Origin of the sequence: Clostridium uliginosum, from assembly GCF_900112485.1 — a bacterium.
Classification (GTDB): Bacteria; Bacillota; Clostridia; order Clostridiales; family Clostridiaceae; genus Clostridium; species Clostridium uliginosum.
The window spans coordinates 21,963-46,478 of the sequence record NZ_FOMG01000017.1 but is presented as its reverse complement, the minus strand read 5'-3'; the positions used below and the strand labels follow the sequence as shown (position 1 = coordinate 46,478).

Sequence of the window (24,516 nt, the reverse complement as noted above, 5' to 3'; positions counted from 1 at the left end):
GTAAATTTCACTGTCCACGAGCTTTATATAACAATATCAACACGTTCTTAAAACAAAGCGTAATATTTTAATCCTATTTACATATTTTAACACATATTAAGAATATTTTTCAGACTTTTTATTAATATAATATTTTCATCGTTAGTTCTTACTGCTATTCTATAATAAGAATCATCTAACCCTTCATAATTACTACAACTTCTTATTAATATATTTTCCTTTAAAAGTTTTTCTTTTAAATTAATCTTTACATTAATCTTAAATAATATAAAATTTACGCTTGGATTATATACTGTTAATTCCTTTATTTCTTTTAAAGCATTATATAAGAAAGTCTTCTCATGTTCCATAAAATCAATTGTTTTTTTTATATAGTTTTTATCTTCAAGTGATGCTCTGGTAGCTATATCTGCTAATATATTTATGTTCCAAGCCGGAGTTATCTTTTCTATTTTATCTTTTAACTCTTTATTGCTACTTATTCCATATCCAATTCTCATTCCTGGAAGTGCAAAAAATTTAGTAAGTGACTTTATTATAATCAAATTTTGATATTCTTCTATATAAGAAATCATAGATAAATCTTCTTTTATAAAATCTAAAAATGATTCATCTATTAAAACAGTAGTTTTAGTTTTCTTTGCTTTCTTTAAAATATCACTTAATAAGTCCTTATCTGTTACTACCCCTGTTGGATTATTAGGATTACATATGAAAATCAAATCTAAATCTTCATTTATATAATCTAATATATCTTTTCTTATACTAAAGTTATCTTTTTCACTTATATTATAAAAATTTATTTCTGCATTAATTGCTTCTGTAGCTTCATAATATTCAGAAAAAGTAGGAACAGGAATTAGTACCTTTTTAGGGTTTAACGCTCTAACTACATTAAATAATACCTCTGCTGCTCCATTTCCTAAAATAAAATTATCACTATTAATATTTTCAAACTTTGCTATTGCACTTTTTAATTCAAAATAAGTTATATCAGGATACTTCTCTACTTCATTTAAGTTTTCAATTATTGATGCCTTAGCTTTATCAGACATTCCTAAAGGGTTAATATTAGATGAAAAATCCATTATCTTATTATAGTCTATTCCGTTTTTTCTAGATATCTCTTTTGTATTTCCTCCATGTCCTAAGTTAGCCACAAATATATCCTCCAATACTATTTATAATTATTGATAATATGTAACCTAAGCTAGCTGTAAAATAAAGAATTTTTGCTGTTTTATTAACATCCTCAATTGATATTTCTTTTATTTTTTCTCCTATTGTAGGTTTTTCTACTAACTTGCCAAAATAAAAATTTGATCCTCCAAGTTCCACACCGAGTGCTCCTGCCATAGCTGCTTCTGGATGTGCACTATTAGGACTTGAATGGTTATATCTATCTCTTTTATAAATCTTAAAACTATTTTTATAATCATAACCTAAAATTCCAGAACTTATTACTATTAAGAGCCCTGTTATTCTAGCAGGAATATAATTAAATACATCATCTAGCTTAGCTGGAAAATATCCAAAATCCATATACTTATCATTTTTATAACCAAACATGGAATCTAAAGTGTTAACTGCTTTATATGCCATAGCAAGTGGTGCTCCTCCAAGTCCTGCATAAAATAAAGGTGCTATTACTCCATCTGACATATTTTCTGCTATTGTTTCTATTACTGCTCTTATAATAGCTTGTTTATCTAAGCTTTGTGTATCTCTTCCAACGATAAATGCTAATTGCTTTCTAGCACCTACTATGTCAGCTTTTATCAAAAATTTTATAACTTTATATCCTTCTACAACTAATCCTTTAGAAGATATACAAAAATATATTAATACTCCGCCTAAAATCATTCCAAAATATAAGTTTATCTTTGTGGCTATATTTATTATCAAAATATTAACTCCAAAAGTTAATAATACTATTATTATCCACGCAAAAAGTCCAGCTAACTTTAAATAGTTGTTAAATAAATTTCTAAATAATTTTTCTAATTTACTTGCTATGTTTCCAATTATCCTAACTGGATGAAATGGATTTTCTGGATCTCCAATTAATAAATCCAAAATAAATCCAATAGTTATCTCTATCATTCATAAACCACCTTTTATGCATATTTTTAAAAATAACTAGTAAGCATTCAACTTATATTTTGCAGCATACAATGAGCTTAGTTTTGCTTATAGCTTAACTATTAGTAGAACTTGCAGATATAATATGTTCAAAATAAACAAGCATATGATTTGCTATTTTTTTAAATATGCCTAATTATTAAAATATCTCAGTAACACTTATTATTTTAAATGGTACCCCAGTAGATATCTTCAGTTTATACCCGTCTCCTACTTTAGGTTGCCAGTCTAAAAAGCTTTTTTCATCATCATATAAAATTTCTAATAAAGTTCCTATAGTTCCCCCATGTGTAACAATCAAAGCGCTTTTTTTGTTTTTGCTTTTTAAGTCTTCTACAAGCTTATTAAGTCCAATTACAATTCTTTCTCTAAATTGTTTTTTACTTTCTCCGCTTGGACAACTAATAGTTCCAATATCATCTAAAATCCAATTTTGATATTCACGATTATCTTTTAAATCCTCATATGACTTTAATTCAAATTCACCAAAATCATATTCACATAGTTCTGGTAAAACATCATACTTTTCTTTAGGATATAAAATTTCTAAAGTTTGATTAGTTCTCTTTAATCCACTAGTAAAATAAGTTTCAGTAACGGGATAATCATTTTCCTTTTTCTTTAACATTAAATCAGATATTCCTTCATCACATAAAGCAATATCTGATTTACCACAATATAATCCCTCTTTATTACAATAAGTCTTCCCATGTCTTATCAAATATAGATTAATATCATTCATATTTCAATACCTCTTCCATTCCAAAAAATATTCTAGACACCTTACTTGATCTTTTCGATAAAAATTGCAGTATTTGTCCTGTTTCTTCACGCCATATTCTATCTTCCTTTTTTAAAGGAACTATGCCAGAACCTATTTCATCACAAACAATTATTTTTCCATCTAACATATTTAAGTTATCCTCTATAAATTTCAATGGATTTATTCCTTTTAAAATGCAACTCTTAATGAAGATATGAAGCCCTACTATCGCTTTAGTAGATAATTTAAGTTTTTCATCTTTGCAAAAAAACAGATCTTCTTCATTTAAGTTATACTTTTCCTTTACAAAATTGAGTTTTCCATTATATGCTCCACCAAAAACTAAAATCACTTAATTGCTCCTTTCTCATAACTTTAAAAATGTTATATTTTAAAACCGTGTTGATATTATTACATAGCGTTTATAAAAAGCTATTTCTTAAAAAATAATAGATAATATTAAAAGCCCAGCTATTTCTCCTTTAACTAAAGCAAAACCTGCTACATCTCCAGATATTCCACCAAATTCTTTAATACATTTTTCAGTAGCTAAAGTAATTGCAATCCCCATAATTCCAACCATAAACATACCCTTATATCCTATAAAAATATACGCAGCTAAAAATGCTAATATTAATGAAATTAATAAAATACTCCTATCAATTATATTAGTTCCCTTTTTAAAGTATGCTCCAAGTGAGCTCTGTTTTATTGTAGGTTTACTTAACAGTAAATATGCAACCACACTCCTACTTACTATAGGAATTAAAATCAAAGCAACTGGATTAATTCCTTTTTCTATAAAAGAATACATTGTTCCAAATTGAATAAAAAATAAGATAACTAATGATACTACTGCAAATGCACCTGTTGCAGAATCTTTTAGTATCCTGAGTTTCTCTTCTTTATCTCTCCTTGAAAGAATTGCATCACAAACATCCATAAATCCGTCTAAATGTAACATTCCAGTTATAATAAATGGAACTATCATAAGTAAAATGCTTTTTAGAATTATTGAGCAGTTTAATAAATTTAATAAATAATAAATTCCCATCCATATTGCTCCTACAATTAGTCCAATTACAGGATAAAATTTCATCATATTTTTAGCTCCATCATCATCCCACTCTACATATGGCATTGGAATGATAGTAAACATTGTTAGAGCCATAAGTAGTCCCTTAATAAGCTTTTTCATAATTTAAGCTATTCCTTTCTATTTTATCTATTTGTATAGGTTCATTAATTAAGGCACATTTAAAAAAATAATAATTCACTATTTTCTTCTCTTTTTTCTGACTCAAAATATGCATTGCATATTTGACTCATTATTTTATTTCATATGCCTTATGATATTTAACATTATTAAAACTACATTCAATAACATTTTCACAAACCCTAACTAATTCTGTGTTGATTTTTCCAAGTTCTCTTTTGAAGTTCTCAGTTATACAATCATACTCTATTGCATCATTAAAGATGTAATCTGATATTATCACTACATTCTTTGCTTTATTCATAATTTCATTTAAATAATGTAATATCTTTGATGACGGAGTCTTTATTATATCATTTTCTACAAACATTTCATTAGTTAAAAGTGAAGTTAAGCTATCAATTAATATTGTATCTTCTTCACTTATATCTTTTAATATTTCATCTAAGTCCCTATATTTTTCTAAAGTAACAAATCCTAAACCATGCCTATTTTTAATATGATTTTCTATTCTTTTCTCATCTTCTGTATCATAAGGTTTCATTGTGGCTATATATATTACTTTATTTTTATTTAAAGAGAGAGCTATTCTTTCACCCACCCCTGATTTCCCACTTTTAGATCCACCAATTATTAAATATTTCATAATATTTTATAAAATCTACCTTTCAGCTTTAAATTTTAAATCTTGGCTATGTTTTAAAATAGTGTTGCTATTATAATATAAAGTGAATCCCACTGTCCATGCGTTTTATATTACAATATCAACATTCACTTAAAAGATATCTAAATTTAAAAAAATTTACTTTTCTATTCCAATCCTTGAATTAATTCCTTGATTATATGGATGCTTTATAGCTTTAATTTCAGAAACATAATCTGCTAGTTCAACTAACCTTTCATCAGGATTTCTCCCTGTTAAAACCACCTCAAGACCTTTAGGCTTAGTTTTCAAAAAATTAATTACCTCTTCTAAAGATACTAAATCTAAATTAATTGACGCAATTATCTCATCTAAGATAAGTAAATCAACATTTTCTTTAATAGCTTTTGATATAACCTTTTTAAATCTTTCCTCATGTTCTTTTTTAGTGTGTATTTGTTCTTCTTCTGACATAAATTTAAAAAACTTTTTTACCGGCTCTCCTTTTAAAACTTTAAAATTTTCTCCAAGTTTTTCAATGGAGATTAGCTCTCCGGTATTATTATCCTTTAAAAATTGAGTAAGTAATACTTTCTTATCTCTTCCTGCCGCTCTTATTCCAAGCCCCATTGCTGCTGTGGTTTTTCCCTTACCATCTCCACAATAAATATGAATTAATCCTAACTCCATTTATTTTGACTCCTTATTTCTATATTTTAAGCTTTAGACATATTTAAAAAGTAACAAGTAAATCAGCTACTCTACTTTGCGTCATATGCCTTAATCTTTAACTTATTTTTTTAAATATCCCTTATTAAAGATAATTATAACATAATCCAATAATACCTTTAATATTATTGGATTATTTATACTTAATATAATATATTTCCTTTAATAATTCATCGTACTTATTTATACATAATTAAGTTGTTCAGTAACTAATTTTTATAAATAGCTATTGAAGGAAATGGGGCTGTCTCAGAATTATCAAGTGAAGTAATAACTAAGAAATAGAAATAACATTTATTAAAGAAGACTAGAAAAATAAGCTTAGAGTTTCTAACCTTTAAAGTTGTACCCATAAAAGATTGTTCCTAATATACATTAGGACAATCATTTATGGAACAACTTCAAATGAAGAAACTCTAAGCTTATTTTTCAATGCTTCTTCCACAAATGTTATTCCTATTTCTTTTTTTGAATATACATCATATCATTAAATGATTTGTATTATGAGACAGCCCCATTTTCTCGTTTTTATTCCTTGTTGTTTTTTATTAAATTCATCCACTAAATATGCTAACACTGCCCATTTTACATGACGTTCATATCAAATTCGCCCACGAATCCTTAAATTTTCCAAATTATAAAAACATTTACTACACAGAATAATTGTCCTATTTTCAATCTATTTTTATTGAATATCATTTTGAACTAGTTTATATCTAACATTAAAATTATATTATTATTTTCCTTAATTGTAAAACTATTCAAACAATTTCGCACTATTATAGCATATAATATATATAGTAAATATTTTCAAGTAATATTAAAATCAAATATTTATTACTATGAAAGTTTAATCAATTCAAATGGTTATCATATAGACAATATAATTACATTTTTATATTATCAAATTATTATCCAACATCATTTATTAAAGGAAAAAATATTTCAAACATATATTTTAGAAAGGGTGATATATTAATGAAAAATAATAATAATTTGAAATTACCATTTTTTATTGGCAGACTTATTAATAAAACGCCAATAATATTTACCTCTTTGGCTATGCTTATTTTTGGGTTTTGTTGTTATTTATTAGCTGAGTCTTTCCTATATTCTATTTTGTTAGCATTAGCAGTAATGGTTTTTAACATTTTAGTATATTATCCATTGTATTTAAATAATTTTTTTAATTACTGGATATTAAATGAAGATAAAATTATTTATGTTAATAGTAATAATTATAAAAATTCTTTAAAACGTTTTTTAAAAGGTCTATCTGGAAAGGAAAAAGATTTTGAAAAAGTAGTTTATTATGAAAATATCAAAGAAGTTAGTGTACTTTATAAGAAAAAAATTATGGATGTTTCTAATATTCTTACATTGACTGCATATGCTCCAGTTGCATATATGCCATATTTAAGAGATCCATTTTATATAAAAGTAATAACTAAAGAAGATAAAGAAATACAATTAGATTTATCATTAGATTACTTTAAGAATAAAGAAAATTCATACTTGAAATTAAATCAAATCTTTAACTTTTTAATTGATAAAAACATAAAAGTTAAGGATTCAAAAGGCATTATAGAAGCATCAAAAAATAATGAAAGTGTCATAAGACATATATATAGTTAGGTTGTTCAATAACTAATTTTCACAAATAGCTATTGAAGGAAATGGAGCTGTCTCAGAATTATCAAGTGAAGTAATAACTAAGAAATATACATCATATCCGTAAATAATTTGAATTATATGTGCTCTTTTGTATTTATATATATTAAATTCCAATTTTGAGTACTTTAGGCATATTCAAAAAATAACAAGTCAGTATGTTAGTCTATTTTGCGTCATAAGGAATCTCGACTCGTATACACTCGCTGAGTAAGTGATTCACACAAAATCATAGATTTTGGTTCTCTACTCATGTCGGTAATATTAGCTAATAGCACGCTATGAGATAACATTACCTCCTTGTCTGACCCCAAATATACGTCACATATTTGACTTGTTCTTTTCTTTCATATGCCTTATTGAAATATTTTCATAGTATATATTTTTTTTTATTTGAACAAAATACAGATAAATTATAAAAAATAAAGGTCATGTTTTATAACAGTGTTGGTATTGTAATATCAATATTCAATTAAGGCATAGCCAAAATAAAAGGAGTACATTATAATGAAAAAAATTTTTTCGACTTTACTATTATTTGTTCTATGCTTTACTACATTAGCCATACCTTGTAAAGCACATACACTAGAAAATATGTGTGCTGATAAAATCACCCCACATAAGGCTTCAATGAATTTAAACATGGAAGAAAGAAAACTTTGGATTGATCATGTTTTATGGACTAGAAATTTTATTATCAGCGATTTAGCATCTCTTGAAGATAAAGATGCTGTATTACAAAGATTACTTAAAAATCAAGATGACATCGGTGCTTCAATTAAACCATATTACGGAGAAGAAGCAGGAAAAAAACTTTCAGAACTCTTAAGAGAACATATTTCAATTGCAGGTCAAGTTGTTGATGCTGCTAAGAGTAATAATAAAGATGACCTTGAAAAATATAATAAATTATGGTATAAAAATGCAGATGAAATCTCTAAATTTTTATCTAGTGCAAATCCTAACTGGTCTAATGCAACTTTACAAGATATGTTATATAAACATTTAAAATTAACAACAGACGAAGTTGTTGCTAGATTAAATAAGGATTGGAAATTAGATATTGAATCTTTTGATAAGGGTGAAGACCATATGATTAAGTTCGCCGATATGATTTCTGATGGTATAATAAAACAATTCCCAGACAAATTCAAATAATTTTATAAGGCATATTAAAATAAATAATTAGTCAAAGATTCTTAAAATTTTTTTGAACTAGACAATGAAGTGAAGACAATTAATATTGCCATTATTAGCTACTTTTACTGACACAGTATAGTACAAAAAAGTCACGATGACTGACTTGTTATTTTCTTTAAATATGCCTAAAACTATAAACAAGGCAAATATGTTAGCATAGATAGGATATAATTCCTACGAACAAACTTCAAACACCAAAACATAAGAGCCTATATAGATTTGGATTTAAACAAATCTATATAGGCCCTCTTTTTAGGTTTTTATCTATCTTCATTATGTTTAGTATATATCCATATTTTCATTTCAATTATATATTCAAAAAAACTTTTTACTTAGTTTAATCAATAACTTGTACATTAATAAAAGGTACAATGAAAGAAAAATACAGCATATTCACTTTATAAAGAAGTATTATTTTGATTAGAAGGTTGATATTTACTTTCATCTACAGATAATATATCAAAAAGTCCACTAACAAGACCACCTAATAAGCTTTTTTTAACAAAAACTAAAATTATAAAAACAGTACCACTAACTCCTTGAAGTAATGATAATAAAATTGAATATTTTATCCCAGCCTTTTTATTTACAAAAATAAGTCCTAAATATAATACTAGAAGAATACCTACTGATAATGCTAGGAGTCCATAGTATTTACTTTCTATAGTAACTGAAACAACAACACCGAAGATTATATTTAAAAATCCAAGTAAAATCATTAAAAACTTTGATAATCCCTTTAATGCATTGTATCCAGTCTCATTATATATTTTTTGAGAAAAAGCTTTAAGTGGAAACATTGCAATAATTGATATTCCAATTACTAATAAAAACATTACAATATACATAAATTTTTCACCCCCTTATTTATATAAATTTTGCACAGTTTATTTTACTTTAAATTCGATAATTAGTCAAATTTAGACATTATGTGTAAAAAATACACTTTAAGTTTATATTAGCCTACTATAAAAAGATGCTTCAAGGTGAAAAGACTAAGCAAAAAACTTATATATTTCCATAATATTTATTATTTATTTCATTTCTATTATATAATTAAAATTATCTACTCTAGTATATTTTAATATCTTATTAAACTTTTTAAACTCATCTTGTAAAAAATCTATATGTGAATAATACTCGTCATTTATTTCCTCTATTTGTTCCATCGATAAACCTTTTAAAATTCTTTCTTCATCCTCTTTACTTTCAAACATTAAATCACCTATAATTATTTTTCCATTATCTTTTAATACTCTAATCATTTCTCCTATAGCTATAGATTTTTCCATACTATTTAAATGATGAAAAGCATATGTTGATACTATAATATCAAAACATTTATCATTATATGGTATTTTTAAGAACTCACCTAATCTAACTTTCAATTGGGGATATTTTTGTTTAGCTACATTTAACATTTTTCTAGATTGATCTATTCCAACTATAGCGAAATCATTATTTAAAAACTTACTTACTAAATTACCTGTTCCAACCCCTATTTCTAATATATATGGATTATTTATTTCTGAATCAATAGTTAATTTATATACATTATCCAATATTAAATTATAATTCTTATATATTTTTAATGCTCCTCTATCCTCTAATACATCATTATCATATGAAGTAGCCCAATTATCAAAATCCCATTTATCCTTCCAATTATCCCTGATTTTATTTAACTCATCAGCATGTTTTATAATATGTAATATATTATTATCTATACTACAATCATCAGCCTCATAAATATTATCTAGTATTTTGCCAATTGATTTTCGAATGTCAGTTAATTTATGAATTTCACTATTAACAATCTCATATTGGTTATTAAAATGGTTTAAATAATTATTGTTACTGCTATTGTTTAATATATCCTTTATATGTTTAATTGATAAACCTATAGATCTATAAAGAAGTATAGATTGAAGTTTTATTATATCTTCATCATTAAATTTTCTATACTCATTATCTATATCTCGTAAAGGTTCTATTAATCCCTTTTTCTCATAATACCTAATCTTATTAGTAGTAATATTAAATATTTTAGCTACTTCATTTATATTGTATACATTACTCATAGTTGCATTCCCCCTTTAATGCACATTAAATAAAATAACAGACTAGCATACTGGTCTGTTATTTTTCAAATGTGTCTAATATAATTTTAAACCTTCTCCTTAGATTAAAGTCAATAAGAGCTATTAAAATATTTTGCGCTATTTTAACACCGTGTTAATATTGTTATATATTGTAAAGTCGACTAAGAAATTGAACTTAAGAACATCTAAATGAGTACAGTCCCATTTTAGCTTGCTCCAAAGACAAACTTTTGGACAAGCAGAAAATGTGACAATACTCATTAAGAGTTCTAAAAGTCCAATTTCAATGTCCTCTTTACAAAAATATAACAATATCAACACTCTTCTAAAACATAGCGATGTAAATAAAAACTATTAAATATTTATTATAGTATTTTATGTTGAATGATTATTTAATTGTCCTTGGTAACAATATATATCTGTTCATCTGCTTGAATACCTGCAAAGACTACATCCTTAATATTATAAATATTTCTTGATTTTAATTGTGCAATAACCCAAGCTTCATTTTTTTGAATTTGTGGTAAATGTTCAGATAAAATCTTACCATCCAAAATAAGATCTATCATCATACCAGTTTTAGGTTTCTTAATATTCATATCTTTTACAGTTAATATGGTTTGTTCTGCCTTTTTTAAAACGCTAAGCGTACCATTTGGCTCTAATATTGCTATTTCTACATCGGTAATATAAAAAATATCCTTATCTCTTAACTGCATTAATAAATCTCCAATGTTATATCTGGCTTTCTTCATATTCTTATAAATAACTTTCCCTTTATCTATAATTAACAACGGTTCACTGTCTATCCATAACCTTAATTTAATATTTTTTAAAGTTATTTCCGAAACCAATATTGTGAGAATACTCCATATAATAATGCAGAAAATGCCATCGAACATATTAACATTTCTTATCTAGTGATGCTACTGATGCAATCGAGCCAATTGTTATTCCAACCACATAATCAAAGTATGTCAATTGAGAGATTTGTTTTCTTCCCATAATTCTTGTTAAAACAACCAAAACAAAATAGGTAACAACCGACCTAAAAAAGAGGATTAAATAGACTTTCATTTAAACACATCCTTATCAATTATTACCTATATTATTTACCATTTATATTATTTTAATTTATGGAACTGTCTCATAATACAAATCATTTACTGATATGATGTATATTCAAAAAAGAAATAGAAATAACATTTGTGTAAGAAGCATTGAAAAATGAGCTTAGAGTTTCTTCATTTGAAGTTGTTCCATAAATGATTGTCCTAATGCATATTAGGAGCATTCTTTTATGGGTACAACTTTAAATGTTAGAAACTATTAGCGAAATTTTTCTAGTCTTCTTTAATAAATGTTATTTCTATTTCTTTGTTATTACTTCACTTGGTAATTCTGAGACAACCCCTATTTCATATATTTTTCAACTAATTCATAACATCTCTCTTTAGTTGTTTGTGCTAAAGATGTTCCATATATTAATGACTCCGCTGTTCCACCCTCATATTTTAACGAGTCCTTTTTAGCTTTATTGTCTCTGTCTGATATCCACTTAATTTCTTCTTTCTTTAATTTGTTCATCTCATCAGATGATAGTTGTTGCTTTAATACATCATATATTTCATTTAAAGCATTATCCCATCTTTGGTACTCTTGGCTCGCTGCTGATTTCATTTCTAGAGTACTGCCTCCATATAAATCTTCTAAATCCTTCATACTCAACTCAATATTATCTAACTTGTCCTTATATATTTTCTTTTTACTTTCTTGTGTAATCTTAGTATCAGCATTATTTTCTTTTACTACTTTATCTTTTCCTTGATTATCTGTTATTTTATTATTTCCACAAATTTTAGTATCTGGGTTATTATCAGTTGTATTTGTATCTTTTTCATCAGTTTTACTATTTTTATTAGATATACTTTCTTGTTGTTCACTATTTTGATTAGTATTTTAATTATTGCTCATACACCCTATAAAATTAAAACTGACTAATCCTATTAAAATTAAACATAACATTGTCTTTTTTTTCATTCAAATCACCCCACTAAATAGATTTTACAACAGTTTCTTTTGTTATATCTACTTAATGGGGTGCTATTTAATACACAATAATTCTTTTTTAATTCATATTTGTTAATATTTCTTCCATACTAATGAAATCTTTATTAATGGACTCATCCGGTTTTTTAGTCATAAGACTACCAACTATAACAGATATAAGTGATAGTGAAAATCCTGGAATCATCTCATATATGTAACCAGATAAACCAAAACTAATCCATAAAATAACTGTTAATCCTCCAACAATCATACCAAATAGTGCTCCCCATTTAGTCATCCTCTTCCAATAAAGGCTTAATAAAAGCACTGGTCCAAACGCTGAACCAAAACCGGCCCACGCTTGCCCAACTATATCAAGAATAGTTTTATTTGGTAAGTATGCAAAAATTGTAGCAAACGCTGCAACTACTAGCACAGATAATCTACCTATTAACATTTGTTCTTTTTGTGAAGCTTCTTTATTAAAAAATGTTAAGTAAAAGTCCTTTGTAATAGAACTTGAGCAAACTAAAAGTTGAGAGGAAATAGTACTCATAATAGCAGCAAGTACTGCAGCTAGTATGATTCCTGTAATGAACGGATGAAATAGAATATCTCCAAGTCGAAGAAAAACTGTTTCTGGATCACTTAATGGACTTTTGTGTTCTGTAAAATAAACAAGTCCTGTAAGACCACTTGCAACTGAACCTAAAAGACCTATTGCCATCCAACCAATACCTATTCTTCTTGCTGATTTTAATTCATTTGGAGATTTAATTGCCATAAAACGAACAATAATATGTGGTTGCCCAAAATAGCCAAGTCCCCAAGCTAAAAAACTTAGAATAGTAGCTACACTTGTTCCTCTAAATATATCGAACAATGCAGGATCAATATCTTTGATTCTATTTGCAAATGTTCCAGGGTCTACACCTATGTTCATAAATGTTACAACTGGTACCATTATTAATGTAATAAACATTAGAGTTCCTTGGAAGAAATCTGTAAGACTTACTGCCAAAAATCCACCAAAGTATGTATAAATAACAACTACTGCTAGGGTAACTACTACACCCATTGTATAAGTTAACCCAAAAGTATTTTCAAATAATTTTCCACCAGCTACAACCCCAGATGAAACATAAAGAACAAAGAAAACAAGTATTATTATACCTGATACAAGTCTAAGCATATTAGATTTGTCTTTAAATCGATTTTCTAAATAGTCTGGAACTGTTAATGAATCATTTGCAAGTTCTGTATAAACTCTAAACCTTGGAGCTAATAAACGATAGTTTAAGTAAGCTCCTACTGTTAATCCTACCCCTAACCAGATGCTGGAAATGCCAGTTAAATAGACTGCACCTGGAAGTCCCATAAGCATCCAGCCACTCATATCACTTGCACCAGCAGATAGTGCTGTAACCAAAGGTCCGAGTCCTCTACCACCTAGCATATAATCTGAAATATTAGATGTTTTTCTGTAAGAATAGTACCCTATCACAAACAAAATAAGTATATAAACTGCAATAGCAATCATAGACCATAATTTCATATTAAAATCTCCTTTCAATTAGTCATTTGTTTATAATGATAATTTTTCAATATTGTTTAAATATGTTTAAATAAAATAACTCTTTAATAAAAACAATATGAATATATTATCATATTAATTAATAATGGACAATTAATTTTACAAACACAGCCAAAAGTTATTGATTTGTATGTGGAATATTTTTACTGTTATACCATATAAGAAGGTTACGTATTAACTATATTATTTAAAATAAAGTATTATATTTTGGAATACTGACATATTTTGATTTATATTCTTATATGTATGTGGCTTATTAGCCATAAATCTAATAGAATTACCCTTTTGTAATATAAATTTTTTATCATTTATATCCACTTCAATTTCACCTTCAGTAACTATAATGTATTCTTCTACACCATCATTATGAGGAGTAGATATATGATTACAGCCTGGTTCCAACTCTATGGTGAATATTTCAAAGCCCTTATTCGCATCAAATGGAAATATTGGATACAACCTCATTCTATTATCATCTTCTATTATTGGACTAATGTCATTTTGATATATTACCTTCAAATCATCTTGATTTTCATCAATGAATAATGAAAAAGATACTTTTAATCCAGTTGCAATTTTCCATAGTATTGTACCTGTTATTTTAGCCGCATTTTCTTATCCACTTGGTAATCGTAAAATGATGGAGGTTTGTGGTGATAGATTTAATACCTTTCAAAGAGTTTTTGGTATGACACTATGCAGTATGCCATTTTGGGTAATCATATCAATCTCTGGCGTATTATCTGTTGGTTTACCAAGTAAAGAACAAATATTTCAGTCTTTAATAGTTGCTGTTTTCTCAGGAATTATTGCTACAATACTATTTTTTAAAGCAACTGATATAGTAAGCAGTGATACACATAAGTTAGCAGTCATAGAATCAACACAGTCTGGTGAGGTAATATTTACAGTGATCGGAGGAGTATTTATATTTCATGATAAGATTCCAACATTTATTAGTCTAATAGGAATACTACTCGTGGTTATTGGAATGATTTTAAATAGTATTATTGAATCATAGAAATTAGTCTCGATATGCTTTGTGTAGGTCAAACATATCCCACTATTTATTCAATTTTACTTGCTACCATACTTATAAACTCCTTCTTATCTGAATCTAAAACTTCTGTATCCTTTTGTGCTAGTTTTTCTTCAGTTGTATTCTTTATCCAAGGCTTAATAGCCTTTAATTCCTCATCTGTTAACCTATCAAAGAACAAAACTATAGCTTTAACTTTATCTGAAAATTTGAATTTGAGTATAAAAAGTGCAGGAAATTTATTGAAATCTTTCATAATGTGACATGTATAATTTTTTTAAAAATGAATAATTATCAAATAAATATATTTTTTAATATAGTTGTCTATTCTTTAATAAAAAAATTGTTATTATAAGTAATTGCAAATAAACTCATAACTATAATAATAAAATAATAATTGTATGAAGTTTTTGTTGTGAAAGATAAATGTTAATTAATTTTTATAATGTATATTTATACATTACAAAAGTATGAAGAATAATTCATTTGTTCATAAAAATGCAATTTAAAACTTGCGAAATGTCAAATTAATTGTTAAAATTACAATATTATTAAAAATGAGCGAAAGAAGAGGTTGATTATGGAACTTAGACAGACAAATGGTGAAATGACGAATGAAGTTTCAGAGAATAAAACAAGCAAGATGAAACACCCACCAGGATTGTATTTGTTATTTTTCACTGAAATGTGGGAAAGATTTAGTTACTATGGAATGAGAGCCTTACTTGTACTGTATTTAACTACAGAATTTGTACGAGGTGGTCTTGGTGTTGACAAAGCATCAGCATTAAATATGTACGGTACGTTTGCATCACTTGTATTTCTTACTCCAATAGTTGGTGGATATATTTCTGACAGATATATAGGACAAAGAAAAGCTATTACTATTGGTGGAATAATAATAGCTATAGGTCAATTTGTATTATTTTCAAATCAAAGTATGACGGCGTTATATCTAGGATTATTTTTACTTATAATTGGTAATGGTTTCTTTAAACCAAACATTTCAACACTAGTTGGACACTTATATCCTGAAGGAGATAAAAGAAAAGATGCCGCCTTCACTATTTTCTATATGGGAATAAATGTAGGATCATTTATATCTCCTCTTATATGTGGTACTTTAGCTGAAAAAATAATGGTAACAAAACAAGCAGGAGAAATTATACATTACGGATTTAGATATGGTTTCTTGGTTGCTGGTATTGGTATGGTTATAGGACAAATATTATTTAACTTACTGTCAGACAGATATCTTGGAGACATTGGTAAAACAGCAGTAGGCAAAGCAAAAAACATTGTAGATAAAGAAACAGTAAATAGACCTTTAACTAAACAAGAAAAAAATAGAACTATCGTTATATGTATATTGGCAGCTTTTGTTATAATTTTCTGGACAGGCTTTGAGCAAGCTGGAAGTTCACTTACAATTTATGCTCAAGATTACATAAACAGACAAGTTGGTGTATGGGAGATGCCAGTTTCATGGTTCCAATCATTAAATCCATTATTTATAATATTAATGGGAATACCAATATCAAAATTGTGGATTAAATTAGCTAACAGAGAAAAAGGGGATTTAAGCATTCCTACAAAAATGGCAATTGGTTTGATAATGTTAGGTGTTGGTTTCTTACTAATGGTAGGAGCTGTTATGCAAAGAGGCGGAAATGTAACTGATACTGCAGTAAAAGCTAACATGTTATGGTTAGTAGGAGCTTATTATCTTAATACAATTGCAGAACTTTGCTTATCACCAGTAGGACTTTCAATGGTAAGTTCATTAGCACCAGCTAAGCTTGCATCATTCCTAATGGGTGTATGGTTATTAAGTAGTTTTGTTGGTAATAAAATAGCAGGATGTGTTGCTGCATACACTGAAACTTTAGGACACTTAGAAATATTTGGTGGAATAGCTGTAATTTCAATCGTTATAGGATTAATACTATTAACTTTAAATAAGAGATTAGTAGCAATGATGAAATAATATTATATAGAAAGCGTACTAGTAAGATACTTTTTACTAGTACGCTTTTTTTCTAAATATACTGTTTATCTATTATTATCTTATTAACGCAAAATAAACATTATCATTTGATAATATATGATAATGTTTATTGTTATAAGATATTTAATAAATATAATATCGATCTTAATTATATCTAGTTGATAATGTTCTTGTTATTTTTTTGAATAGCCCTTAATTCATCTAAATAACTATCATTAATTTCCGCTTCTTTAAATGTAGCCATGTTATTCATTACAGCACAAGCTGAATCCATAATTGAAAAAGCCAGTGGGCATCCACTTCCTTCTCCAAGTCCCATGTCTAAATTTAAGATTGCTTGCAAATTAAGTTCTTTCATTGCAACTTTAAATCCAAGCTCTTTTGAGCCATGAGATGTAAACATATAATCTCTTGTTTTTTTATTTAACCTAAAAGCTAAAAGTGCTGCAACTACTGATATAAATCCATCAATTACTACTGGCACTTTATAATATGCTGCTCCTAAAAATACCCCTGTCATGCCTGCTATATCAAAGCCTCCAATTTTAGCTATCACATCTATCGGATCATCTATTTTAGGCTTGTTTATTTCTATGGCTCTTTTTATTACTGCTATTTTCTTTTTAAAAGCATCTTCTAAAATTCCTCCACCATATCCTACAACATCTTCTACTTTATAGCCTGTAAGTGATGATAAAATTGCACTACTAGTTGAAGTGTTTCCTATTCCCATTTCTCCAACTCCAAGAATTTTATAACCTTCTTCTTTTGCATTTTTAACAGCTTCTATTCCAATCAAAATTCCATTAATAGCTTCATCATAAGTCATTGCATTTTCTTTAGCTATGTTATTTGTTGATTTTCTTATCTTTTTATTCAATACTAAAGGATGTTCAAAGTCACTATTAATTCCTATATCAATTACCTTTAAGTCTGTATTATTTGCTTTAGCAATTACCGCAACCCCTGTTAATCCCTTAGTAAAATTTATTGTTTGGGCTAGAGTTACATATTGAGGTGCTGATGCAATTCCCTCTTCAACAACTCCATTATCAGAACACATTATTATTATTGCCCTTTTATCTAATGTGTTCTTTATTTCTCCTGTAATTCCTGAAAGCTTAACCGCCATCTGCTCTAGTTTTCCAAGACTATTTAAAGGTTTAGCAAGTGAATTCATCCTTTCATTTGCCTTTACCACAATTTCATTATTTATATCTTCTATTTGATCAATTATTTCTCTTAATCTATTTTCATTTTGGTTTTTATCAATTATCTTATTTGATTCCTCATTATAATTTTTCACTTTATATCCCCCAAAACATATTTCACTTTATAATTATAAATTACTTTTGTTGCAACTCTGAAAATCGTAATAAATATCCATCTGGATCTTGTACTAATATTTCTTTAAATATTTGTTTTTCTAAATTTATTCTATATTCACTGATAACAGGTTCTTTAAATAATTTTATGTTATTATCATTTAAGTTCAATATAATTTTCTCAATATCTTTTACAAAAAACTGAAAGTTAATTCCTCTACCAAATGGATATTCTGTCATTCCTGTACTCCAGCTCCCATTAATTCCTTCATCTAGCATGAGTTGAACACCATCAAATGAAATAAAAGCAAATTTATCTTCTTTTCTTTCATACTCTACCTTAAATCCAAGTATCTCAACATAGAATTTTTTTGATACATTTATATTACTAACAGATAACTCAGGCACCATTTTATTGAAAATCATCTTAATAACTCCATTCTGTTTTAATTTACAAATTCACATCAATGCTAACACTATAATCTTCTATCAGCGTATAAAATAAACTTAGAGTTTTTTCATTTAAAGTTTGTATTCATGAACTAAAAATTTTATCAAGCTCTCTTCAGTATTGAATACTAAATCATACTGAAACTTAGGTTTTTCTATTACTATTAATTTAATATTGTTGTCTCTTACCGCTTTAAGTTTTTCTATCACTCCACCTTCAATTCCACTATCCTTAGTTAAAATTGCTTTTACATCATATTGAGCTATAAACGCTTTTTCAAGTTCATAAGATATTGGTCCTTGAAGTGCAATTATATCTTTAATTTTAATTCCTGCATCTACTATCTTTGTTAAAACTTTAGGCGATGGTAGAATCCTATGTATAATTCTATAATTAAAGTCTATATCTACAAACTTAGAAACATTATTTCCACCTGTAGTGTTTAAAATATTTCCTTCTATTTTTTTTATATTATCAATAACTTCATCATAATTTTTAACTCTTATTATATCTTCACCAGTAATATTTTCTAGTGCACCTAATCTTTCATATCTCACATATTGAATTTCAAGCTCATTTGCACATTCCAAAGCAGTTTTAGTAACTTCTTTAGCGTAAGGGTGAGAAGCATCAACTAAAACTTTTATTTTGTTAGACTTTATCCAATTTAACATTTCTTCTTTATTCAAAGGTTTTGTGTTTAAATCTTTAATCTTAAATTCTTTAAGAAGTTCCCCACCATAACTTGTAGCTGTACTAACAGCAATATCCTCAGTATATTTATTTATTAAAGATAAAATTTTTCTTCCTTCTGATGTTCCTAATATAAATCCTATCATCTTCTTGAAACATCCCTTTTCTTACTAGCATATCCTCTTGGTGTTATAAAATATCCATTTTTCAAATAACTCTTTGAGTTTCCAACTATAACAATAGACATCATATCTACAGTTGAATCATCAAAATCTTTTATTTGGCTTAATGTATAATTCTGATCATCTCTTAAAGCATTTCTTACAACTGCAACTGGAGTTGAATCTTTTCTAAATCCTCTAATTATATCAATACATTCCATCAAGTACTTATTTCTTCCTTTACTTTTTGGATTATAAAGAGAAATTACAAAATCACCTTCTGCAGCTAACTTTACTCTTTTCTTTATATCTTCATAAGGTGTCATAAGATCACTTAAACTAATATTACAATTATCATGCATAAGTGGTGCTCCAACTACTGATCCTGCTGAACTTGAGGCAGTAATTCCTGGTATTACTTCAACCTCTTCATCTTTTCTAAGTTCAAGAATTAATCCAGCCATTCCATAAATTCCTGAATCTCCAGTACTTATAAGTGCTACATTCTTATCTTTAGAAAGTTCTAAAGCCTCCTTGCATCTATCTTCTTCCCCCATCATTCCTGTTGAATAAACTTCTTTTCCCTCTACTAAATCTTTTATCATATCTATATATTTATTGTATCCTACAATTACATCACTATTTTCAATAGCCTTTAAAGCTCTTAAGCTCATATTTTCAATACTTCCAGGTCCTATTCCTATAACTCTAAGTTTTCCCATATTTAAATTACCATCCTTTTTTATTTTTTATAATTAGCAATATCTTATTATAAAATAAAAAATACTGCAAATTTAAAAGAACATTGATTTTTACAATATTAGACATGCAAAAAAAATAACAAGTCAGTATGCTAATCTATTTGACTAGTTATTTATTTTACAATGCTTTATTTATTTCCTTGAGTAACCTTAATTTCTTTCCCTTTAAAAACAATAGCAAGTTTTACTATATCTTGTATTCCTTTTTCTAATAATTCTGTTTCATATTTCTTATCTTCAATTTGCTTTAATGCTTTCTGTGTTCCTTCTTCTATTGTATCGTTTAAGAAATCATCAATTTTCTTAAATTCAATAATAATTCCTATTTTAGAAATATTTTTAGGGATTATCATAACATCATATCTTCCATATCCACTTTCTTTATTTGACTTAACCTCATAACTTTTTGAAAGTGATATAAGCATTCCAAGTACAAATGCATGATAAACTCTTTCTGGTTCTTTTCCTGATACGTCAAAGTAACTTATATTATTTATTACAAATTCTTTAAATAATCCTGCAAAAATCTCTATGTCACCAGTTACTAAAGTCTTTAACATCAATTCATATTTTTGACTTGTCATTGATTCTTTAAACCATTTTTCAATCAAATTTTCATAAAAGATATGAACTTCTTCATTTGGAATTTTAAGTTCACAATGTAGTCTTCCTCTTATATTTTCTGTCTTAACTGCCTTTAAATATCCACTCATAAGTAAAAAACTCCAAATGTTTTCATTAGAATCTTCAACCTCTGACATAACTATGCTATCATCAATTATTTTACTTATTGAATTTCCTTCTATAAGCTCTTCAAGTTCAAGCTTCATATTGTTATCACCTTTAAGTAATAATTTCTTTATTAAATCATTACTGCTACTATTAATCCAATAAGGCATGAAGCCTTCTCTTTTCTTTTTTAAATAATTTAAAACAGACCAAGGATTATATATTATTTTCCCACCAAAAACATATCCATTATACCACTTTTTTATATCATCTATATCATCCATTGCATTGTAGTAATTCAATAATTGCTCAACTTCTTCTTCAGTGAATCCAAATTTATCATTAAAGTCATATCCTAAAATAGTATCCACTTCTAAATTATTAAGTCCTGAAAAAATACTCTCCTTTGCAACTCTAAGTATCCCTGTTATCAATGACTTTTCAACATATTCATTATCTTTAAGTGCTGATGTTAACAAAGTTCTAATTAAAACAATCATTTCATTGTAATACCCACGTATATATGCTTCTTGAATTGGTACATCATATTCATCTATAAATAGCATTACTTTTCTTCCATAATGCTTATACATATATCCCATGAGATTGCTTATTCCCTCTGAAAATATTCCTACTTGTGCTTTTCTAGAAATTATTTCTTTGAAATCATCCTTGTCAAATTCTGATAATTTGTCACTCTCTAATAAATAGTCATGCTCTTTGTATAAATTAGATAATAACATCTGAATTCCATCTTTAAAATCTTCATATGACAGGTGCTTTTGATTTTTAAATGTAATAAAAATAACAGGATATTCCCCTTGAAGTTTCATTATCTCTTTTTCGTTATCTATTTTTAATCCATTAAATAAATCTTTAGTATCTGTTTTAGTTCTTATATCAAAGAAGTATCTAAGCATGCTTAAATTTAATGTTTTACCAAATCTTCTTGGTCTAGGAGTTAATATTATTTTTGCTCCATTCTCTAAGAACTCTTTTATTAATAAACTTTTATCTACAAAATAATTATTTCCTTCTATTAATTCTTTAAAATCAGAGATTCCTACTTGTATATTTTTTTTCATTTGATGCACCTTCTCTCTTTTTCAATTTTATACACAAATAAAAATAATAGCCCAAATATGCGTGGTCTATTGGGTACATGAGCAAAGATGTAAGTTCAATTAATAGCCCACCACTCAGTATAAATCAAAATAAACAACCTAATTGGTCTATTATTTTTTTAAAATGTCCCTTACTTTAATTATACATTATTATAGCCAATTTTACTGTCTTTTAATAATATTAGGTACACGAAAAAACAACAGATATGCATACTAGTCTTTTATTTTTTAGGCTTTGTTTTAATATAGTGTTGATATTGTTACATTTTTGTGAAGTGTGCATTAGAATTGGACTTTTAGAACTCTTAATGAGTATTGTCATATTAGTTGCTTGTCCGAAACTTGTTTTTGGAACAAGCTGGAATAGGACTATACTCATTTAGATGTTCTTAAGTGAGAGTCAAAATTTTATATTTTGCTGCTCGAACTTACTCAGCGAATGAATATGAGTCGAGTTTCCTATATCAATTCTTTAGCACGCTGAACAATATGTAACAATATCAACACGGTTTTAAAACATAGCGATTTTTTAATGTGGCTTATCTGCTACACGCTATTTTTTTATTACAATGTTTTAAAAAGTTTCTTTCTTTGACGAGCTTTTTTTATTTTATATGCCTTATGTTTATCATTATAAATACTAAGAATTTTTATTAATATAAATCTTTAATGCCTTAATTAATAAAATAAGTGCATAAATACCTAGTCCCCATAATACTAAAACTAATATCATTGGTATTAAGGCAATTGTATTGTACATATTCATCCCCCCTATATAAGGCATATTATAGAACATGCCTTATGTTAATGTATTTTTTAATACTCCAATAGCTAAAGTCATACCTTCATGTTTTATCTTACTAATAATAACTTTTGCTCCTGCAAGGTCTACACAAGGTTCGCATACTCCTGTTATTCCAAGGGTTTTAAGTACAAATTCACTTTTTTCATATTTATCTTGAACAGTTTGTATGTCTTTTCTCTCAAATGTTTTAAATGGACAATTAAGTGTTTCTGCCAACTTAATAAGACCTTCTTCATCCTTTTTAACATCTACAGATACAATTTTATTAACTGCTCTTATATCAAGATTGTATTTTTCTAAACTTTCATTTATAAACTGCTTTAATTTTTTGTAAGGAGTACTTCTTCTACAGCCTATCCCCAAAACTAAATCTTTCTTTATTAATTTTAGTATATTTGAATAATCTGATTTATATTCTTTATCATATTTCAAATCATGAGTTATCCAAATGCAATCTTCTCTTAATTCTTCAACTTTTTCATAGCCCTTACTTATCTCAATTTTATTATAATCATCTTTTATTCCAACTGTTTTTCCATCAACCAAAATAGAAGCTATGTACTTTGCTTTTTTTAAATCCTCAATAATTAAGTCATTATCCTTTGCAACAATATCAGGTGCAACTATTCCTAAATTATCCGTTGCTGTAGTTATTATAGGAATATTATTTAAAATCTTAGACACTTTAAGTGCTAATTCATTTCCTCCACCTAAGTGTCCTGATAATAAACTTATTGAATATTTATTAGCTAAATCAACAACAACAACTCCAGGGTCTATATCCTTTGTTTTTATAAATGGAGATATTGCCCTTACTGCAATCCCTGTTGATCCTATAAATATAATACTATGAGAGCATTTAACTGCTTTTTCTGTAACATCACTTAACTTAAAATTTGATATCTTGTAAATCTCATTAGATTGTTTTAGTATTTCACATTCTATATCTATATTTTCTTTTTCATTAATCTTTTCTGCATTATCAGTTTCTTTTACCTCATAATGAATTTCTTTTGAATCAGCACTTTTCTTTACTACTTCAAAATCTTTTACTATAGTTTCAGATAAATTAGAATCATCTTCTTTACCAGTTTCCTTTACCTCATTCTCAGTTTCTTTTGCATCTTCAATATTTTTAAATGTAGTTTCAGGTAAATTGGTGTCATCTACTTTATAAGCTTCTTTTATATAAAGATTTGCATTTAAAGCTTTTTGAAGAAAAGATGCCATCTCCTTACCTTTAGGAGATGGACAAATTATACTTATACTACTTTTAATCAAACCATCTTTATTAACATCTAAAATATCATC

General features: G+C 27.1%; 23 protein-coding genes and 2 pseudogenes. 4 read left to right on the top strand and 21 right to left on the bottom strand.

From position 1 onward, the window contains the following. Window positions 1–86 precede the first annotated feature (86 nt). The 7 genes from cobD to BM027_RS11555 form a co-directional block, all read right to left on the bottom strand. Complete coding sequence (gene cobD / locus BM027_RS11585; RefSeq protein ID WP_090091858.1) at window positions 87–1,160, bottom strand: threonine-phosphate decarboxylase CobD; 1,074 nt, start codon at window positions 1,158–1,160, stop codon at window positions 87–89. Then, window positions 1,153–2,103 carry an adenosylcobinamide-phosphate synthase CbiB gene (gene cbiB / locus BM027_RS11580; RefSeq protein WP_090091855.1) on the bottom strand — a complete coding sequence of 317 codons (951 nt, stop codon included), beginning with the start codon at window positions 2,101–2,103 and terminating at the stop codon, window positions 1,153–1,155. The genes cobD and cbiB overlap by 8 nt, the downstream gene beginning before the upstream one ends. Before the next feature lie 178 nt (window positions 2,104–2,281). Further along, complete coding sequence (locus BM027_RS11575; protein ID WP_090091852.1) at window positions 2,282–2,884, bottom strand: histidine phosphatase family protein; 603 nt, start codon at window positions 2,882–2,884, stop codon at window positions 2,282–2,284. Next, on the bottom strand, window positions 2,877–3,257 hold the full coding sequence (locus BM027_RS11570) for a P-loop NTPase family protein (protein WP_090091849.1): 381 nt from the start codon (window positions 3,255–3,257) through the stop codon (window positions 2,877–2,879). Before BM027_RS11570 ends, BM027_RS11575 begins: the two co-directional genes overlap by 8 nt. Before the next feature lie 87 nt (window positions 3,258–3,344). Continuing rightward, window positions 3,345–4,103, bottom strand: a complete 759-nt coding sequence (locus BM027_RS11565; RefSeq protein ID WP_090091846.1) for an adenosylcobinamide-GDP ribazoletransferase — start codon at window positions 4,101–4,103, stop codon at window positions 3,345–3,347. 130 nt (window positions 4,104–4,233) lie between these two features. Then, the gene (locus tag BM027_RS11560) at window positions 4,234–4,767 is read right to left on the bottom strand and encodes a bifunctional adenosylcobinamide kinase/adenosylcobinamide-phosphate guanylyltransferase (RefSeq protein ID WP_090091844.1); all 534 of its coding nucleotides are present in this window, start codon (window positions 4,765–4,767) and stop codon (window positions 4,234–4,236) included. 156 nt (window positions 4,768–4,923) lie between these two features. Continuing rightward, on the bottom strand, window positions 4,924–5,454 hold the full coding sequence (locus tag BM027_RS11555) for a cob(I)yrinic acid a,c-diamide adenosyltransferase (protein WP_090091842.1): 531 nt from the start codon (window positions 5,452–5,454) through the stop codon (window positions 4,924–4,926). A 1,017-nt stretch (window positions 5,455–6,471) separates the two neighbouring features. On the opposite strand from BM027_RS11555, the gene BM027_RS11550 reads away from it, so the two are divergent. Together BM027_RS11550 and BM027_RS11545 are read left to right on the top strand one after the other, a co-directional pair. After that, complete coding sequence (locus BM027_RS11550; RefSeq protein WP_090091839.1) at window positions 6,472–7,128, top strand: hypothetical protein; 657 nt, start codon at window positions 6,472–6,474, stop codon at window positions 7,126–7,128. Window positions 7,129–7,671: 543 nt separating this feature from the next. Beyond that, window positions 7,672–8,322 (top strand): glycosyltransferase, encoded by a 651-nt coding sequence (locus BM027_RS11545; RefSeq protein WP_090091836.1) that lies wholly within the window; start codon window positions 7,672–7,674, stop codon window positions 8,320–8,322. A gap of 440 nt (window positions 8,323–8,762) precedes the next feature. On the opposite strand, the gene BM027_RS11540 is transcribed toward BM027_RS11545, so the two are convergent. The 7 genes and pseudogenes from BM027_RS11540 to BM027_RS11515 form a co-directional block, all read right to left on the bottom strand. Further along, window positions 8,763–9,212, bottom strand: a complete 450-nt coding sequence (locus BM027_RS11540; RefSeq protein WP_090091834.1) for a hypothetical protein — start codon at window positions 9,210–9,212, stop codon at window positions 8,763–8,765. A gap of 186 nt (window positions 9,213–9,398) precedes the next feature. Beyond that, the gene (locus tag BM027_RS11535; RefSeq protein ID WP_090091832.1) at window positions 9,399–10,445 is read right to left on the bottom strand and encodes a MerR family transcriptional regulator; all 1,047 of its coding nucleotides are present in this window, start codon (window positions 10,443–10,445) and stop codon (window positions 9,399–9,401) included. Window positions 10,446–10,858: 413 nt separating this feature from the next. Continuing rightward, the gene (locus BM027_RS11530) at window positions 10,859–11,320 is read right to left on the bottom strand and encodes a DUF421 domain-containing protein (RefSeq protein WP_242943325.1); all 462 of its coding nucleotides are present in this window, start codon (window positions 11,318–11,320) and stop codon (window positions 10,859–10,861) included. Between the two features lie 49 nt (window positions 11,321–11,369). After that, on the bottom strand, window positions 11,370–11,471 hold the full coding sequence (locus tag BM027_RS18815; protein ID WP_341465525.1) for a hypothetical protein: 102 nt from the start codon (window positions 11,469–11,471) through the stop codon (window positions 11,370–11,372). A 408-nt stretch (window positions 11,472–11,879) separates the two neighbouring features. Next, window positions 11,880–12,188 (bottom strand): lysozyme inhibitor LprI family protein, encoded by a 309-nt coding sequence (locus BM027_RS18570; RefSeq protein WP_242943324.1) that lies wholly within the window; start codon window positions 12,186–12,188, stop codon window positions 11,880–11,882. 406 nt (window positions 12,189–12,594) lie between these two features. Further along, the gene (gene putP / locus BM027_RS11520) at window positions 12,595–14,070 is read right to left on the bottom strand and encodes a sodium/proline symporter PutP (RefSeq protein WP_090091830.1); all 1,476 of its coding nucleotides are present in this window, start codon (window positions 14,068–14,070) and stop codon (window positions 12,595–12,597) included. A gap of 222 nt (window positions 14,071–14,292) precedes the next feature. Further along, window positions 14,293–14,706, bottom strand: a pseudogene (locus tag BM027_RS11515) (cupin domain-containing protein); the annotation flags it as partial. On the opposite strand from BM027_RS11515, the pseudogene BM027_RS11510 reads away from it, so the two are divergent. Next, a pseudogene (locus tag BM027_RS11510) lies at window positions 14,696–15,130 on the top strand (multidrug resistance efflux transporter family protein); the annotation flags it as partial. The pseudogenes BM027_RS11515 and BM027_RS11510 sit on opposite strands and share 11 nt — an antisense overlap. 46 nt (window positions 15,131–15,176) lie before the next feature. On the opposite strand, the gene BM027_RS11505 reads toward BM027_RS11510, so the two are convergent. Further along, window positions 15,177–15,404 (bottom strand): hypothetical protein, encoded by a 228-nt coding sequence (locus BM027_RS11505; protein WP_090091826.1) that lies wholly within the window; start codon window positions 15,402–15,404, stop codon window positions 15,177–15,179. Window positions 15,405–15,728: 324 nt separating this feature from the next. Here BM027_RS11505 and BM027_RS11500 point away from each other — a divergent pair, with 324 nt between their 5' ends. After that, on the top strand, window positions 15,729–17,135 hold the full coding sequence (locus BM027_RS11500) for a peptide MFS transporter (RefSeq protein ID WP_090091823.1): 1,407 nt from the start codon (window positions 15,729–15,731) through the stop codon (window positions 17,133–17,135). Between the two features lie 175 nt (window positions 17,136–17,310). On the opposite strand, the gene cobT is transcribed toward BM027_RS11500, so the two are convergent. The 6 genes from cobT to cbiG form a co-directional block, all read right to left on the bottom strand. Next, window positions 17,311–18,462 (bottom strand): nicotinate-nucleotide--dimethylbenzimidazole phosphoribosyltransferase, encoded by a 1,152-nt coding sequence (cobT, locus tag BM027_RS11495; RefSeq protein WP_242943323.1) that lies wholly within the window; start codon window positions 18,460–18,462, stop codon window positions 17,311–17,313. Between the two features lie 40 nt (window positions 18,463–18,502). Continuing rightward, complete coding sequence (locus tag BM027_RS11490) at window positions 18,503–18,907, bottom strand: bleomycin resistance protein (RefSeq protein ID WP_090091821.1); 405 nt, start codon at window positions 18,905–18,907, stop codon at window positions 18,503–18,505. A gap of 96 nt (window positions 18,908–19,003) precedes the next feature. Further along, entirely contained in the window at window positions 19,004–19,771 is a 768-nt protein-coding gene (locus BM027_RS11485; protein ID WP_090091819.1) for a cobalt-precorrin-6A reductase, read from the bottom strand. After that, a complete protein-coding gene (gene cobJ, locus BM027_RS11480; RefSeq protein WP_090091817.1) occupies window positions 19,768–20,508 on the bottom strand; it encodes a precorrin-3B C(17)-methyltransferase in 741 nt (246 codons plus the stop codon). The genes BM027_RS11485 and cobJ overlap by 4 nt, the downstream gene beginning before the upstream one ends. A 167-nt stretch (window positions 20,509–20,675) precedes the next feature. Beyond that, window positions 20,676–22,361 carry an AAA family ATPase gene (locus BM027_RS11475; RefSeq protein ID WP_090091815.1) on the bottom strand — a complete coding sequence of 562 codons (1,686 nt, stop codon included), beginning with the start codon at window positions 22,359–22,361 and terminating at the stop codon, window positions 20,676–20,678. An 838-nt stretch (window positions 22,362–23,199) separates the two neighbouring features. Continuing rightward, entirely contained in the window at window positions 23,200–24,435 is a 1,236-nt protein-coding gene (cbiG, locus tag BM027_RS11470; RefSeq protein WP_090091951.1) for a cobalt-precorrin 5A hydrolase, read from the bottom strand. Window positions 24,436–24,516 lie beyond the last annotated feature (81 nt).